The sequence below is a fragment of the Streptomyces sp. NPDC031274 genome (genome assembly GCF_055570235.1).
The window spans coordinates 1-15,405 of sequence record NZ_JBVIHP010000034.1 but is presented as its reverse complement, the minus strand read 5'-3'; the positions used below and the strand labels follow the sequence as shown (position 1 = coordinate 15,405).

Here is a 15,405-nt window from a genome sequence, read left to right as displayed (position 1 = left end):
GGATCACCGATCCGGCGGCCCCATCGCTATGGGCGCCGCCGCGCGAGATGGAGGACCCGCCGCGCGCCCTCCACCACGGCCTTGTCCACGAACGTGCCGTCCGGGAGAGCCAGGGCACCGGCCTCCGTCGTGGCCGCCTTGACGATCTGCTCGGCGTGGTCGATCTCCTCCGGGGTGGGGAGGTAGGCGCGTTCGATGGCGGGGAGCTGGCGGGGGTGGATCGCGGCGCGGCCCAGGAAGCCCAGGGAACGGCCGTGCGCGCAGGACGCCGTCAGGCCCGCGGTGTCACGGATGTCCGCGTACACCGACTGCGCGGGCGGTGCCAGACCCGCCGCCCGCGCGGCCACCACCACGCGCGCACGGGACCAGTCGAGGCCCGCGTCGTCACGTACGCCCAGGTCCGCGCGGAGATCCGCCTCGCCGATGGAGAGCCCGTGCAGGGCCGGGTGCGCGGTGGCGATGGCGAAGGCGTGCTCCAGGCCGACGGCCGATTCGATGAGGGCGTGCAGGGCGGGAGCGCCGCCGTCCGCGGGGGCCGACCGCTCCGCGACGCGAACGACGTCGGCGGGACAGGTCACCTTGGGCAGGCGCAGGCCGAAGACCCCGGGGAGGTGCGCGATCGCCCGGAGGTCGGCATCGGCCAGCGGGCTGTCCAGGGCGTTCACGCGGACGTGGACCGGGACGGCGGGGATCTCGGAGAGCAGCTCGGCCGTCGCCGCTCGCGCGTACTCCTTGCGGTCGGGGCCGACCGCGTCCTCCAGGTCGATGATGACGGCGTCGGCGCCCGCGAGCAGAGCCTTCGCCACCACGGGCGGCCGGTCTCCGGGAGCGTACAGCCAGGTCAGAGGCGTGTCCTTCACAGCGCGCCCGCCTCGCGCAGGTCGGCGATCTCCCGTTCCGTCAGGCCCAGTTCGGTCAGCACGTCGTCCGTGTCCGCTCCGTGAGGGCGGCCCGCCCAGCCGATCGAGCCGGGTGTCTCGGAGAGCCGGAAGAGGACGTTCTGCATGCGCAGCGGGCCGAGCTCCGGGTCGTCGACCGTGGTGACGGTGTCCAGGGCCGCGTACTGGGGATCCGTCATGACATCACGTACGTCCTGGATGGGGGCGACCGCCGCCTCCGCCTTCTCGAAGGCCTCGATCACCTCCGTGCGGGTGTGCCGGGCGATCCAGCCGCCGACGGCCCCGTCGAGCACGTCCGCGTGGGCCGCGCGGTCCGCGCCCGTCGCGAACCACGGCTCGGAGATCAGCTCCGGGCGGCCCACCAGACGCATCACGCGCTCCGCGATCGACTGGGCCGACGTGGAGACGGCGACCCAACTGCCGTCCGCCGTGCGGTAGGTGTTGCGGGGCGCGTTGTTGGTGGAGCGGTTGCCGGTGCGGGGCTGCACATGGCCCAGCTGGTCGTACCAGAGCGGCTGCGGGCCAAGGACCGTGAGGATCGGCTCGATGATCGCCATGTCCACCACCTGACCTCTGCCCGTCCGGTCGCGGCCGGCGAGCGCCGTCATCACCGCGTACGCCGTCGCGAGCCCCGCGATCGAGTCGGCGAGGCCGAAGGGCGGCAGGGTCGGCGGCCCGTCCGGTTCGCCGGTGATCGCGGCGAAGCCGCTCATCGCCTCCGCGAGCGTGCCGAAGCCGGGGCGCCGTGAGTACGGGCCGAACTGGCCGAAGCCCGTGACGCGGGTCAGGACGAGACGGGGATTCACCTCGCTCAGCTCTTCCCAGCCCAGGTCCCACTTCTCCAGGGTTCCCGGACGGAAGTTCTCGACGACCACGTCCGCCGTCGCGGCCAGGCGCAGGAGGGTCTCGCGACCGCCCGGCGTGGAGAGGTCGAGCGTCATCGTGCGCTTGTTGCGGCCGAGCAGCTTCCACCAGAGGCCGACGCCGTCCTTCGACGGGCCGTGCCCCCGGGACGGGTCGGGCCTGCGCGGGTGCTCGACCTTGATGACCTCCGCGCCGAAGTCGCCGAGCATCGTGGCGGCGAGCGGCCCCGCGAAGAGCGTCGCCAGGTCGAGGACGCGGAGGCCGGTGAGGGGCGCCGTCATGAGGTCGCCCCGTTCACCTGGGTATCGATCTCGGAGCGGAACGGCATGGACGACGATGCTCCTGTGCGCTGTACGGAGAGCGCCGCCGCCGACGCCGCCCAGGCGAGTGCGTCCGGCACGGAACGGCCTTCCGCGAGCGCCACCGCCAGGGTTCCGACGAGCGTGTCGCCCGCGCCCGTCGTGTCCACGGCGGTGACCTGCGGGGCCGCCACCAGGACAGGCTCGGCGCCTCGGGCCGCGTACAGGCTGCCGCGCGCGCCGAGCGTGACGACGACCTCGGGGACCTGGGAGAGGAGCGAACGGGCGGCGTCGTGCGCGTCGGGCAGTCCGGTGAGCGTGGCCGACTCGTGCTCGTTCGGCACCAACAGGTCGATGGAGGCGAGGAGTTCGGGGGAGAGGGGCTGCGCGGGCGCCGGGGTGAGGATGGTGCGTACGCCGTGTCTACGGGCGGCCTGTGCGGCGGCGAGCACCCCGTCGACGGGGATCTCCAGCTGGAGCAGGAGTGCGTCGGCGGAGGCGATCAGGCCCTCGTCGCCGGGGGCGAGCGCGGTGAGCGTGGCGTTGGCGCCGGGGATGACGACGATCGCGTTGCCGCCCTCGTCGTCGACGACGATGTGCGCGGTGCCGGTGGCGGCCTCGACGGTGCGCAGCAGGTCGGTGTCGACGCCGGAGTGTTCGAGTGCGGCGCGCAGCTGGGTGCCGTAGGCGTCGTTGCCGACCGCGCCGATCATCGACACGGCGTCGGCGCCCGCGCGGGCCGCGGCGACGGCCTGGTTGGCTCCCTTGCCGCCGGGAAGCGTACGGAACTCGCGCCCGGTGACGGTCTCTCCGCGCTGCGGGGCCTTGGCGACGTACGCGACGAGGTCCATGTTCGTGCTGCCGAGCACGGCGATGTGGGTCATGGGTGGGGTCTCTCCTGGGCGAGTTCGGTGGTGAGGTCCGCGAGGGTGTCGAAGCCGGTGCCGTCGAAGCCCGGGACGGTGCTGGCGACGCGGTTCTTCAGCGGGGCCGTCCAGCGCTCTTCCAGCGCGTCGGGGTGGCCAGCGAGCAGTCCCGCGATCGAGCCCGCTGTCGCGCCGTTCGAGTCGGTGTCCCAGCCGCCGGAGACGGCGCGGGTGATGGAGCCGGTGAAGTCGCCGTCGGCGTGGGTGAGGGCGGCGGACAGGAGGGCGGCGTTGGGGATGACGTGGACCCAGTGGTGGTGGCCGTAGGCGGCGTGCAGATCGTCCACCACGTGGTCGAAGGTCCTTGTGCGGGAGGCCAGTTGAATGCCGTGCCGGACCGCGCGGGCCAGGCGTGAGTCCGGCGGTACGACGGTCAGGCCCGTGCGGAGACAGTGGTGGACGTCCCCGGCGCCTGCCGCGGCCTCGGCGATGGTGGCCGCCGCGAACATCGCGCCGTACACGCCGTTGGCGGTGTGGGTCAGGCGCGCGTCGCGGTAGGCGCTGTCGGCTGCGGCCGTGGGGGCGCCGGGGTTGGTCCAGCCGTGGACATCGGCGCGGATCAGAGCGCCGATCCACTCGCGGAACGGGTTGTGGTGGGTGGCGGTGTGCGGAGGTTCGATGCCGTTGAGGAGATTGCGGTAGGCGACGCGTTCGGCGGTGAAGGTGCGGGCGGCGGGCAGCTCGTCCAGCCAGAGCCTGGCCACGTCCGCGGTGGTGAAGTCCCGTCCGTGGCGTTGGAGGAGACAGAGGTTGAGGAGGGGGTAGTTGAGGTCGTCGTCCTCGGGCATGCCGTCGATGTTCTCGGCGAGGGAGGTGGGCGCGGAGCGTTTGTTCCAGGGGTACGTCTCTTTCAGTTCCCTGGGTACGCCCCTCTCCGTGAACCAGGTGTTCAGGGGCCAGTTGCCTGTTGCCCGGGCGAGGCTCCTGATGCCTTCCAGCGGGAGCTTCTCCACCGGTTTGCCCAGGAGGCAGCCTGCGGCTCTGCCCAGCCAGGCGGCGTGGAGGCGGTGGCGCAGGCCGGGTGCGGGTGACGTCGACGGCTTCGCACTCGGTGCTGGTGCCGGTGCCGGTGCCGGTGCTGGTGCCGGTGCGTGGTGCCCACCCTTCCCCAGGTTCTCGGCTTCGTCCGAGCAGGGGAGACCCCACTCGCCCTGCGGAACGCCTGCCCGCGACGGCGTGGACAGTTCGTCCAAGAGCTGTAGAGCCAGCGCCCGTAGGTGTGGGGACGGCGGGGCCGGGGACGCGCCCGCTCTGGGCGGGGCCAGGTGGCCGCCCGCCGCGAGCCAGCGGGCCTGGATCGCCCGGACGTCCTTGCCCTCCTCCTCCGCCTGGCGGAGTTCGTGGCCCACCAGGTCCTCCGGCTGGACCCAGGTGAGGCGGATCATGGGGTGGCCGTCAGGGCCGCGTACGCCGACTCGTGGGCGCGACGGCGGCGTACGTCGCGGGTGAAGATCTCCTGGGCGACCTCGGCGAGCGTCGCCGCGGGGGCGTGCAGGTCGAGGCGGCTCGCCTCCGCGACCGTCTTGGACCACTCGGGCGGGGCGACCGAGCCCAGGGCGCCGGCGATCGCGCCGCTCATGGTCGCGATGGAGTCGCAGTCACGGCCGTAGTTGACCGAGCCGAGCACTGTGTGGCGGTAGTCGCCGTCGCCCACCAGGAGCATGCCGAGCGCGACGGGGAGTTCCTCGATGGCGTGCAGGCGGGAGGGGCGGCGGGCGCCGAGTGACGGGGCGCGGTAGTCGGGGCCGACCGTGTCGAAGGGGGTGACCGCGGTGCGGAGCGGGGTCAGCGCCGACTCGAAGTCCTGGTGATGGGCGGCCACTTCGACCACTGATTCGATCGCGGCCCGCGTTCCGTCCTTCGCGAGACCGAGGGCGGTGTCGATCACCGAGGTCGGCGTCGCACCCGGTGCGCACGCCGCCGCCACCGCCGCCGCGAAGACCGCGGCCGCCTCACGTCCGTACGACGACTGGTGCGCGCCCGCGATGTCGAGGGCCTCGGCGTACGCGCCCTTCGGGTTCGCCGCGTTGACCAGGCCGACCGGCGCCATGTACATCGCCGCACCGCAGTTGACGATGTTCCCGGTGCCCGCCTCGCGCGGGTCGACGTGGCCGTAGTGGAGGCGGGCGACGATCCACTTCTCGGCGAGGAAGAGGCGGTGCAGGGGGATGGCCTCCGCTTCCAGCTCCGGGATCCAGCGCGGGGTCGTCATGAGGTCGGGGACCAGGTGGTCGGCGACCGCGTAGGCGTCCAGGTGGTCGCGGACGGACGCGTACACGCGGATGAGCGCGTGCGTCATCAAGGTGTCGTCGGTGACGTGTCCGTCGCCCTTGTGGTACGGCGCGATGGGGCGGGCGGTGCGCCAGTGGTCGCCGTTCCAGGGGCCGACGATGCCGTGTACGCGACCGCCGTGCCGTTCGACGATCTGCTCGGGGGAGTAGCCCTCGACCGGGCCGCCGATCGCGACGCCGACGGCTGCTCCCACCAGGCAGGCGGTGATGCGTTCAGGGAGATCCGGTCCCGTTGGTTCCATTGATGACGTCATGCCGGGATTGTCCTCCCGGAGCGGTCAGTTCCGTGGCTGCCAGGTGCCCGGCGAGTTCCACCAGGTCGGTGCCCGCGAGACGGGGGAGCGCGCAGCCGGAGAGGGTGCGGCAGGCGTCGCGCCAGGCCTCGGGGATGGCGGCGGCCGTGCCGAGCACGCCGGTCAGCGCACCGGCGAGGGCGGGCGCGGAGTCGGCGACACGGGAGAGGCAGGCGGCGGCGGGCACCGCGTCGCGGATACGGCCGCGGGCCGCGGTGGTCAGGGCGAGGGCGACCGGGACGGTCTCCGCGGCGGCGATGCCGTAGCTGTAGACGTGGTCGACGATCTGGTGCTCCAGGAGGGGTACGAGGCCGAACGCGCCGTCCTCCTGCGCCTGGGTGCGGGCGAGTTTGACGGCGTGCCAGGCGTTGCGGCCGATCTCGGTGTGCTCGGGGAGCTGGGCGAGAGCGGCGTCCACGGTCGTGTCGACGTCCGCGCCACCGATCGCCGCGGCGATCGCCGCGGCCATGGCCCGTGCGCCGTGCACGCCGTCGCCGTCCTGGGTGTAGCGGGCGTCGAACTCGGCGAGGTCGGCGGCCTGTTCGGGGTCGCCCGGATGGACCAGGGCCAGGACGCAGGCGCGTACGCAGCCCGCGTCGTCGAAGAAGTGGGGGTTGTCATGGCCGGTGGCGGGTGGACGCAGGCCCGCGGCGAGGTTGCCGAGCCCCGCGCGTACGGAGATGCGGGCGCGCAGGGGGAGTACCGCGGACTCGACCTCGGGGGCGCGGGCAGCCGCCGCGGCGATCTCGCTCGCGAGGGTGTTCCAGGCGAGGTCGAGTGCGGCGCGGACCCGGCGGTCCGGGGACAGCCGGGGGTCGAGGGTCCCGTCCGCCGCGCGGAGGAGCGACTCGGCGGTGAAGGCGGCCCATTCGGCGTCGTCCGAGGGGCCGAGGCGGAGGGGTTCCGGCGGCTGGTTGAGCGCGATGGGGACGGGGAGGGTGGTGGTGGCGTTCTGCTCGGCGAAGGTGTCCAGCTCGCGGGTGAGCCTGCGGGTCCACTCGGGCATGCGGCTCGCTCTGTGCCGGGCCGCGGGCCACCCCGCGGCGTCACCCGCCGCGAGTCCGAGGAGCAGACCCGCGATCTGCGCTCCGGGCGCTTCGTTTCGGTGGACGCCACTTCCAGCGGCGCCCGGCGCAAAGGGCTGTGCCCACCCGTCCCGCCCTGCGGAACGCCTGCCCACAGCGGGGACGACTGCGGCGGGCTTGTCGGCGGTCACGAGGCCTCCCCGTCCGGGACGAGCAACTCCGCCACATCCAGTACGTGATGCCCCCGCATAGAGGGAAGACAGCTCCCCCGCGCAGGGCCGATCGCGGCCGCCCACGCCGGGGGAATCGCCGAAGGCCCGCACGACGCCCCGGCCAGCGCCCCGGCGACCGCCGCCGTCGTGTCCGCGTCCCGCCCCATATTGACGGCGGTCAGCACCGCGTCCGGGAAGTGGCCGGAGGCCGCCGCGTACGCCCCGAACGCGAGCCCCACCGCCTCAGGGGCGAGGTCGGTCCACGGATAGCCGCCGATCACCACCGCGGAGCGGACCGCGCGTTCGCCCCGGTGCGCCACCGCCACCGCCCGCCGCAGCGAACGGGACGTCCAGCAGTCCTCCGGGATGACGGACAGGGCGGCGTCCACCACCGCGTCCACCGGAGCCCCGCCCATCGCAGCCGAGACCCCCGCCGCCACCGCCTGCCCGCCGTAGATGCCCTCGCCGTCATGGCTGACCGAGCCGTCGATCGCGACGAGCCGGGCCGCTTCGGCGGGCCGCCCGGCGGCGAAGACCCCGAACGGGGCGGCCCGCATCGCGAGCCCGTCGCTCCACGCGTGCCGGTGCTGCGCCGAGATGGGCGCGGCGAGACCACGGCGCAGGTTCTCAAGGGTGCCGCGCTCGCTGAAGCCCGCGCCCCGGAAGGGACCCTCGTCCAGGTCCGCGATCCACTCGTGCCAGGCCGCCTCGACATGCGCGACGGTGAGGGCCGAGCCGTGCCGGGCGAGCAGGAGCCCCGAGAAGATCGCGTACTCGGTGTCGTCCGTGCCCGACGGATGTTCGGCGACGTACCCGGTGATGCGTCCCCAGCGGCGGCGGATCTCCGAAGGCTTCATGTTCTCGGCGGGTGCGCCGAGGGCGTCGCCGACCGCGAGACCGAGAAGCGCGCCCCGCGCCCGCTCTCGCAGGCCCATCGACCCGGTCGCTCCGGTCACTCCTGCCACACCGGTCAAGCCCGTCATGCTGTGCCTCCCTGGTGCCGAGACGTGTGGCTGTATCCCTCCCACGCGGCACCCCTGACGCGAGCATCCGGGACGCCGACATCACCCCTCCGCCCCATGCGATCACCGGTTCGAGAGACCCCTGTTCGCGCCTGCGCAAGGGCAGGTAAGTACGGCCTTCCTTGCTGGCGAGAGCGATTTTTCGCGCGTACTTTCGAGATCGTCCAAGTACTGAGGGGGCCCACGATGGCGATCATCGAGACCGAAGCGACGCTGCACGAAGCGCACCGCGACAACCACACCCACCGCGACGTGAACGGCGGCTGGCTGCGCCCCGCCGTCTTCGGCGCGATGGACGGCCTGGTGTCCAACCTGGCCCTGATGACCGGTGTCGCGGGCGGATCCGTGTCGCAGCAGACCATCGTCGTCACGGGCCTGGTCGGCCTCGCCGCCGGCGCCTTCTCCATGGCGGCGGGCGAGTACACCTCCGTCGCCTCGCAGCGAGAGCTCGTCCAGGCCGAACTCGACGTGGAACGGCGGGAGTTGCGCAAGCACCCGGCGGACGAGGAGAAGGAGCTCGCCGCGCTGTACGAGTCGCGCGGCGTCGAGCCGGAGCTCGCCCGTGAGGTCGCCAAGCAGCTTTCCAAGGACCCCGAGCAGGCCCTGGAGATCCACGCGCGCGAGGAACTGGGCATCGACCCCGGCGATCTGCCGTCGCCGACCGTCGCCGCGGTCTCCTCCTTCGGCGCCTTCGCGCTCGGCGCCCTGCTCCCCGTGCTGCCGTATCTGCTCGGTGCGGGCACGTTCTGGCCCGCGCTCCTTCTCGCTCTGATCGGGCTCTTCGCCTGCGGTGCGGTTGTGGCGAAGGTGACGGCGCGATCCTGGTGGTTCAGCGGACTTCGGCAGCTGGCGCTCGGCGGAGCGGCGGCGGGTGTGACGTACGCCCTGGGCAGCTTGTTCGGTAGCGCCGTAGGATGAACTCTTGCAGTCCTATGCGGGACCTTGCATAAGTAGTCGTTACTCGGCGGTTTCGAGTCGTTAACCACCGGGCATGAGGTGAAAGCGCTGCGGGCAATGAGGCTCGCGCCGCTTTCGGGCCTACGGCCATAGATCTGTCCGCATAGGCCCCCCTTCTGATCGCTCTCCACACTTATGAGCGGTGTCCACATGGTGGAATGAGCTATCCGCTTTTCGAGAAGCGTTCCATCATGTAACCTGCACGAAATTTCGCCTGGGCCAACGTCGTCCCTCGCTTATTGCATATGCCACGACGACGACGGGAGAGCCAATGCGTACGCACGCCTGGTCGCCCATGGACGGTCGCCCCGCCCCTCAGGGCATGTACGACCCCCGTAACGAGCACGACGCCTGTGGTGTCGGGTTCGTGGCCACCCTCACCGGTGTAGCCAGCCATGAGCTGGTCGAACAGGCGCTGACCGTACTGCGCAATCTCGAACACCGTGGTGCCACCGGTTCCGAGCCGGACTCCGGCGACGGCGCGGGCATCCTGCTCCAGGTGCCGGACGCCTTCCTGCGCGAGGTCGCGGGATTCGCACTCCCCGATGCCGGTGCCTACGCCGTCGGCATCGCCTTCCTGCCGGTCGACACCGCGGGCACCACCGACGCCGCCGTCTCACAGATCGAGACGATCGCCTCGGAGGAAGGCCTGACGGTCCTGGGCTGGCGCGACGTTCCCGTCGCCCCCGAGCTGCTCGGTGCCACCGCCCGCTCGACGATGCCGGTCTTCCGGCAGATCTTCGTGGCCGACGGCGAGAGCTCCGGCATCGCGCTCGACCGCAAGGCCTTCGTGCTGCGCAAGCGCGCCGAGCGTGAGGCGGGGACGTACTTCCCCTCGCTCTCCGCCCGCACCATCGTCTACAAGGGCATGCTGACCACCGGCCAGCTGGAGCCGTTCTTCCCCGACCTGTCCGACCGCCGTTTCGCCACGGCCGTCTCGCTCGTCCACTCGCGCTTCTCCACGAACACGTTCCCGAGCTGGCCGCTCGCACACCCGTACCGCTTCGTCGCGCACAACGGCGAGATCAACACGGTCAAGGGCAACCGGAACTGGATGCGGGCGCGTGAGTCGCAGCTCGCCTCCAGCCTGTTCGCCTCCGCGGGCGAGCGCAGCACCGACAAGCTCGACCGTGTCTTCCCGATCTGCACCCCGGACGCGTCCGACTCGGCGTCCTTCGACGAGGTGCTCGAACTCCTCCACCTCGGTGGACGTTCGCTTCCGCACTCCGTCCTGATGATGATCCCCGAGGCGTGGGAGAACCACGGCTCGATGGACCCGGCCCGCCGCGCCTTCTACCAGTACCACTCCACGATGATGGAGCCCTGGGACGGCCCGGCCTGTGTCACCTTCACCGACGGCATCCAGGTCGGCGCCGTTCTCGACCGCAACGGTCTGCGCCCCGGCCGCTACTGGGTCACCGACGACGGCCTCGTCGTCCTCGGCTCCGAGGTCGGCGTCCTCGACATCGACCCCGCGAAGGTCGTCCGCAAGGGCCGCCTGCAGCCCGGCAAGATGTTCCTCGTCGACACCGCCGAGCACCGCATCGTCGAGGACGACGAGATCAAGGCCGGGCTCGCCGCCGAGAACCCGTACCAGGACTGGCTGGAAGCCGGCGAGATCGAGCTCTCCGACCTGCCCGAGCGCGAGCACATCGTGCACACGCACGCCTCCGTCACGCGCCGCCAGCAGACCTTCGGCTACACCGAGGAAGAGCTGCGCGTCATCCTCGCGCCGATGGCCAAGACCGGTGGCGAGCCGCTCGGCTCCATGGGCACGGACACCCCGATCGCGGCACTCTCCGAGCGCCCGCGGCTGATCTTCGACTACTTCACGCAGCTGTTCGCGCAGGTCACCAACCCGCCGCTTGACGCCATCCGTGAAGAGCTCGTCACCTCGCTGCACTCCTCGCTGGGCCCGCAGGGCAACATCCTGGAGCCGTCCGCCGCGACCTGTCGCAGCGTCACGCTGCCCTTCCCGGTGATCGACAACGACGAGCTCGCCAAGCTCATCCACATCAACGCCGACGGCGACATGCCCGGCATGACGGCCGCGACCCTCTCCGGTCTCTACCGCGTCAGCGGCGGCGGCGACGCCCTCGCCGCCCGCATCGAGGAGATCTGCACCGAGGCCGACGCCGCCATAGAGGCCGGCGCCCGCCTGATCGTGCTCTCCGACCGGCACTCCGACGCCGAGCACGCGCCGATCCCCTCGCTGCTGCTCACCGCGGCCGTCCACCACCACCTCATCCGTACGAAGCAGCGCACCCAGGTGGGCCTGCTCGTCGAGGCGGGCGACGTCCGCGAGGTCCACCACGTGGCCCTCCTCATCGGCTACGGCGCCGCGGCCGTCAACCCCTACCTCGCGATGGAGTCCGTCGAGGACCTCGTCCGCGCGGGTACGTTCCTGCCCGGTATGGACGCCGAGCAGGCCATCCGGAACCTGATCTACGGTCTCGGCAAGGGCGTCCTGAAGGTCATGTCCAAGATGGGCATCTCGACCGTCGCCTCCTACCGCGGCGCGCAGGTCTTCGAGGCCATCGGCCTCCAGGAGGACTTCGTCGCGAAGTACTTCGTCGGCACGACGTCCAAGATCGGCGGAGTCGGCATCGACGTCGTCGCACAGGAGGTCGCCGCCCGGCACGCCAAGGCGTACCCGGTCTCCGGCGTGGCCTCCGCGCACCGCGCGCTCGACATAGGCGGTGAGTACCAGTGGCGCCGCGAGGGCGAGCCGCACCTCTTCGACCCGGAGACGGTCTTCCGCCTGCAGCACTCCGCGCGCACCCGCCGCTACGACATCTTCAAGAAGTACACGGACCGCGTGAACGAGCAGTCCGAGCGCCTGATGACGCTGCGCGGCCTGTTCAACCTGAAGTCGGACCGCCCCTCGATCTCCATCGACGAGGTCGAGCCCGCCGCCGACATCGTCAAGCGGTTCTCGACCGGCGCCATGTCGTACGGCTCGATCTCGCAGGAAGCCCACGAGACCATGGCCATCGCCATGAACCAGCTGGGCGGCAAGTCCAACACCGGTGAGGGCGGCGAGGACGCGGAGCGGCTGTACGACCCGGCCCGCCGCTCGTCCATCAAGCAGGTCGCGTCCGGCCGCTTCGGTGTGACCTCCGAGTACCTGGTCAACGCGGACGACATCCAGATCAAGATGGCGCAGGGCGCCAAGCCCGGCGAGGGCGGCCAGCTGCCCGGACACAAGGTCTACCCGTGGGTCGCCAAGACGCGTCACTCCACGCCGGGCGTGGGCCTGATCTCCCCGCCGCCGCATCACGACATCTACTCCATCGAGGACCTCGCCCAGCTGATCCACGACCTGAAGAACGCGAACCCGCAGGCGCGGATTCACGTGAAGCTGGTCTCCGAGGTCGGCGTCGGCACGGTCGCCGCGGGTGTCTCCAAGGCGCACGCGGACGTCGTCCTGATCTCAGGACACGACGGCGGTACGGGCGCGTCCCCGCTCACCTCGCTCAAGCACGCGGGCGGTCCCTGGGAGCTCGGCCTCGCCGAGACCCAGCAGACGCTGCTCCTCAACGGCCTGCGCGACCGCATCGTGGTCCAGACGGACGGCCAGCTCAAGACCGGCCGTGACGTCGTCATCGCCGCGCTGCTCGGCGCCGAGGAGTTCGGTTTCGCGACCGCGCCGCTCGTCGTCTCCGGCTGCGTCATGATGCGCGTCTGCCACCTGGACACCTGCCCGGTCGGCATCGCCACGCAGAACCCGGCGCTGCGCGAGCGCTTCTCCGGCAAGGCCGAGTACATCGTCAACTTCTTCGAGTTCATCGCCGAAGAGGTCCGCGAGATCCTGGCCGAGCTCGGCTTCCGCACCGTCGAGGAGGCCGTCGGCCACGCCGAGTTCCTCGACACCGAGCGGGCCGTCAACCACTGGAAGGCGCAGGGCCTGGACCTGGAGCCGCTCTTCCACGTGCCGTCCCTGCCCGAGGGCGCCGCGCGCCACCAGACCGCGGTCCAGGACCACGCCCTGGAGAAGGCGCTCGACAACGAGCTGATCAAGCTCGCCGCCGACGCGCTCTCCGCCTCCGGCGCGACCGACGCACAGCCGGTCCGCGCACAGGTCGCGATCCGCAACATCAACCGCACGGTCGGCACCATGCTCGGCCACGAGGTGACGAAGAAGTTCGGCGGCGCGGGCCTGCCCGACGACACCATCGACATCACCTTCACCGGCTCGGCGGGCCAGTCGTTCGGCGCGTTCGTGCCGCGCGGTGTGACGCTGCGCCTGGAGGGCGACGCCAACGACTACGTCGGCAAGGGCCTCTCCGGCGGGCGCGTCATCGTCCGCCCGGACCGCGGCGCCGACCACCTCGCCGAGTACTCGACGATCGCGGGCAACACCATCGCGTACGGCGCCACTGGCGGCGAGCTGTTCCTCCGTGGCCGCACGGGCGAGCGGTTCTGCGTCCGCAACTCCGGTGCGACGGTCGTGTCCGAGGGCGTGGGCGACCACGGCTGCGAGTACATGACCGGTGGCCACGCGGTGGTCCTCGGCGAGACGGGCCGTAACTTCGCGGCCGGTATGTCGGGCGGTATCGCGTACGTCGTCGACCTCGACCGGGACAACGTCAACCCCGGCAACCTTCAAGCCGTCGAGGCCCTGGACGACTCCGACAAGAAGTGGCTGCACGACGTCGTGCGCCGCCACCAGGAGGAGACGGGCTCGACCGTCGCCGAGAAGATGCTCGCCGAGTGGGACACCACCGTGGAGCGCTTCAGCAGGATCATCCCCAGCACGTACAAGGCAGTGCTCGCCGCCAAGGACGCCGCCGAGCGAGACGGTCTCTCCGAGAACGAGATCACCGAGAAGATGATGGAGGCGGCGACCAATGGCTGATCCCAAGGGCTTTTTGAACCATGGCCGTGAGGTCGCGCAGACCCGCCCGGTCGGCGAGCGCGTCCAGGACTGGAACGAGGTCTACGTTCCCGGTTCCCTCCTGCCGATCATCTCCAAGCAGGCGTCGCGCTGCATGGACTGCGGTATCCCGTTCTGTCACCAGGGCTGTCCGCTGGGGAACCTGATCCCCGAGTGGAACGACTTCGCGTACCGCGAGGACTGGTCGGCCGCTTCCGAGCGGCTGCACGCCACGAACAACTTCCCGGAGTTCACCGGCCGCCTCTGCCCGGCGCCCTGCGAGTCGGCGTGCGTGCTCGGCATCAACCAGCCCGCCGTCACCATCAAGAACGTCGAAGTCTCGATCATCGACAAGGCGTGGGACGCGAACGACGTGCTTCCCCAGGCGCCCGACCGCCTCTCCGGCAAGACGGTCGCCGTCATCGGCTCGGGCCCGGCGGGTCTCGCCGCGGCGCAGCAGCTGACGCGGGCGGGCCACACGGTCGCCGTCTACGAGCGCGCCGACCGCATCGGCGGCCTGCTCCGGTACGGCATCCCCGAGTTCAAGATGGAGAAGCGCCACATCAACCGCCGCATCGAGCAGATGCGCGCGGAGGGCACCAAGTTCCGTACGGGCGTGGAGATCGGCCGCGACATCGACGCGAAGAAGCTGCGCAAGCGGTACGACGCTGTGGTCATCGCCGCCGGCGCCACGATCTCCCGCGACCTGCCGGTGCCGGGCCGTGAGCTGAACGGCATCCACTTCGCCATGGAGTACCTGCCGCTCGCCAACAAGGTCCAGGAGGGCGACTTCGTGGCGCCCCCGATCACCGCCGAGGGCAAGCACGTCGTGGTCATCGGCGGCGGCGACACCGGCGCGGACTGCGTGGGCACGGCCCACCGCCAGGGCGCGGCCTCGGTCACCCAGCTGGAGATCATGCCGCGCCCGGGCGAGGACCGCAGCGCCAACCAGCCGTGGCCGACCTTCCCCATGCTCTACAAGGTCACCTCCGCGCACGAGGAGGGCGGCGAGCGGGTCTACTCCGTCTCGACCACGCACTTCGAGGGCGACGAGGACGGGAACGTACAGTTCCTGCACCTCACCGAGATCGAGTTCATCGACGGCAAGCTGACCCCGAAGCCGGGCACGGAGCGCAAGATCCCCGCCCAGCTGGTCACCCTCGCCATGGGCTTCACGGGTACGGACCGCGAGAACGGTCTGGTGGACCAGTTCGCCCTGGACCTCGACGAGCGCGGGAACGTCGCGCGCGACGGCGAGTTCCAGACCAACGTGCCCGGCGTCTTCGTCGCCGGTGACGCGGGCCGCGGTCAGTCGCTCATCGTCTGGGCGATCGCCGAGGGCCGCTCGGCCGCACAGGGCGTGGACCGCTTCCTGACCGGCGCGAGCGACTTGCCGTCCCCGATTCGACCCACGGACCGATCTCTGATGGTCTGATCCCTTCAGCACAACCCCCTATACGTCCCGTACAACGGCGTACGGAACTGATGCGGCGCCCGCCTTGTCCCCGACCGGACTGGGGCGGGCGCCGTGGCGTTTGCGGCGGGGCCCGGGGAGCGGGGCTGCTTGCTGTCGCGGATGGGGCGTCATGGCAGACGACGGGGGAGGTCGCGGGGCCGCGCTGATGACGGGGGCGCGTCAGTGGGGGGGGCCTGGGGTGTGGGGGTTGCCGTTTGGGGAGTGGTGGTGGGCCGGTGTTGGTGGGGTTGCCGGGGCCGTCCGGTGGTCCGGAGTTTGGCGGTT

The 15,405-nt window shown here is 71.4% G+C and carries 10 protein-coding genes; 3 read left to right on the top strand and 7 right to left on the bottom strand.

The window, feature by feature from the left end; translation table 11 throughout:
* Positions 1 to 26: 26 nt before the first annotated feature.
* From ACZ5CR_RS38035 to ACZ5CR_RS38005, 7 genes are read right to left on the bottom strand one after another with little or no spacing between them, the layout of a single operon-like run.
* Positions 27 to 860, bottom strand: coding sequence for an HpcH/HpaI aldolase/citrate lyase family protein (locus ACZ5CR_RS38035; protein ID WP_468866361.1), 834 nt, complete (start codon positions 858 to 860; stop codon positions 27 to 29).
* Positions 857 to 2,044: a CaiB/BaiF CoA transferase family protein gene (locus tag ACZ5CR_RS38030; protein ID WP_468866359.1), complete on the bottom strand. Its 1,188-nt coding sequence runs from the start codon at positions 2,042 to 2,044 to the stop codon at positions 857 to 859. The genes ACZ5CR_RS38035 and ACZ5CR_RS38030 overlap by 4 nt, the downstream gene beginning before the upstream one ends.
* A complete protein-coding gene (rbsK, locus tag ACZ5CR_RS38025) occupies positions 2,041 to 2,946 on the bottom strand; it encodes a ribokinase (RefSeq protein WP_468866357.1) in 906 nt (301 codons plus the stop codon). Before rbsK ends, ACZ5CR_RS38030 begins: the two co-directional genes overlap by 4 nt.
* Positions 2,943 to 4,373, bottom strand: a complete 1,431-nt coding sequence (locus ACZ5CR_RS38020) for an ADP-ribosylglycohydrolase family protein (RefSeq protein WP_468866354.1) — start codon at positions 4,371 to 4,373, stop codon at positions 2,943 to 2,945. Before ACZ5CR_RS38020 ends, rbsK begins: the two co-directional genes overlap by 4 nt.
* Positions 4,370 to 5,533 (bottom strand): ADP-ribosylglycohydrolase family protein, encoded by a 1,164-nt coding sequence (locus ACZ5CR_RS38015; RefSeq protein ID WP_468866353.1) that lies wholly within the window; start codon positions 5,531 to 5,533, stop codon positions 4,370 to 4,372. Before ACZ5CR_RS38015 ends, ACZ5CR_RS38020 begins: the two co-directional genes overlap by 4 nt.
* Complete coding sequence (locus ACZ5CR_RS38010) at positions 5,493 to 6,788, bottom strand: ADP-ribosylglycohydrolase family protein (protein ID WP_468866352.1); 1,296 nt, start codon at positions 6,786 to 6,788, stop codon at positions 5,493 to 5,495. Before ACZ5CR_RS38010 ends, ACZ5CR_RS38015 begins: the two co-directional genes overlap by 41 nt.
* On the bottom strand, positions 6,785 to 7,792 hold the full coding sequence (locus tag ACZ5CR_RS38005; protein ID WP_468866351.1) for an ADP-ribosylglycohydrolase family protein: 1,008 nt from the start codon (positions 7,790 to 7,792) through the stop codon (positions 6,785 to 6,787). The genes ACZ5CR_RS38010 and ACZ5CR_RS38005 overlap by 4 nt, the downstream gene beginning before the upstream one ends.
* A gap of 225 nt (positions 7,793 to 8,017) precedes the next feature.
* Here ACZ5CR_RS38005 and ACZ5CR_RS38000 point away from each other — a divergent pair, with 225 nt between their 5' ends.
* From ACZ5CR_RS38000 to ACZ5CR_RS37990, 3 genes are all read left to right on the top strand, one after another.
* A complete protein-coding gene (locus ACZ5CR_RS38000; RefSeq protein ID WP_468866348.1) occupies positions 8,018 to 8,749 on the top strand; it encodes a VIT1/CCC1 transporter family protein in 732 nt (243 codons plus the stop codon).
* 310 nt (positions 8,750 to 9,059) lie between these two features.
* Positions 9,060 to 13,646 (top strand): glutamate synthase large subunit, encoded by a 4,587-nt coding sequence (gene gltB, locus ACZ5CR_RS37995; RefSeq protein WP_468866346.1) that lies wholly within the window; start codon positions 9,060 to 9,062, stop codon positions 13,644 to 13,646.
* Positions 13,639 to 15,099, top strand: coding sequence for a glutamate synthase subunit beta (locus ACZ5CR_RS37990; protein ID WP_468866343.1), 1,461 nt, complete (start codon positions 13,639 to 13,641; stop codon positions 15,097 to 15,099). The genes gltB and ACZ5CR_RS37990 overlap by 8 nt, the downstream gene beginning before the upstream one ends.
* The last annotated feature ends 306 nt before the right edge of the window (positions 15,100 to 15,405 follow it).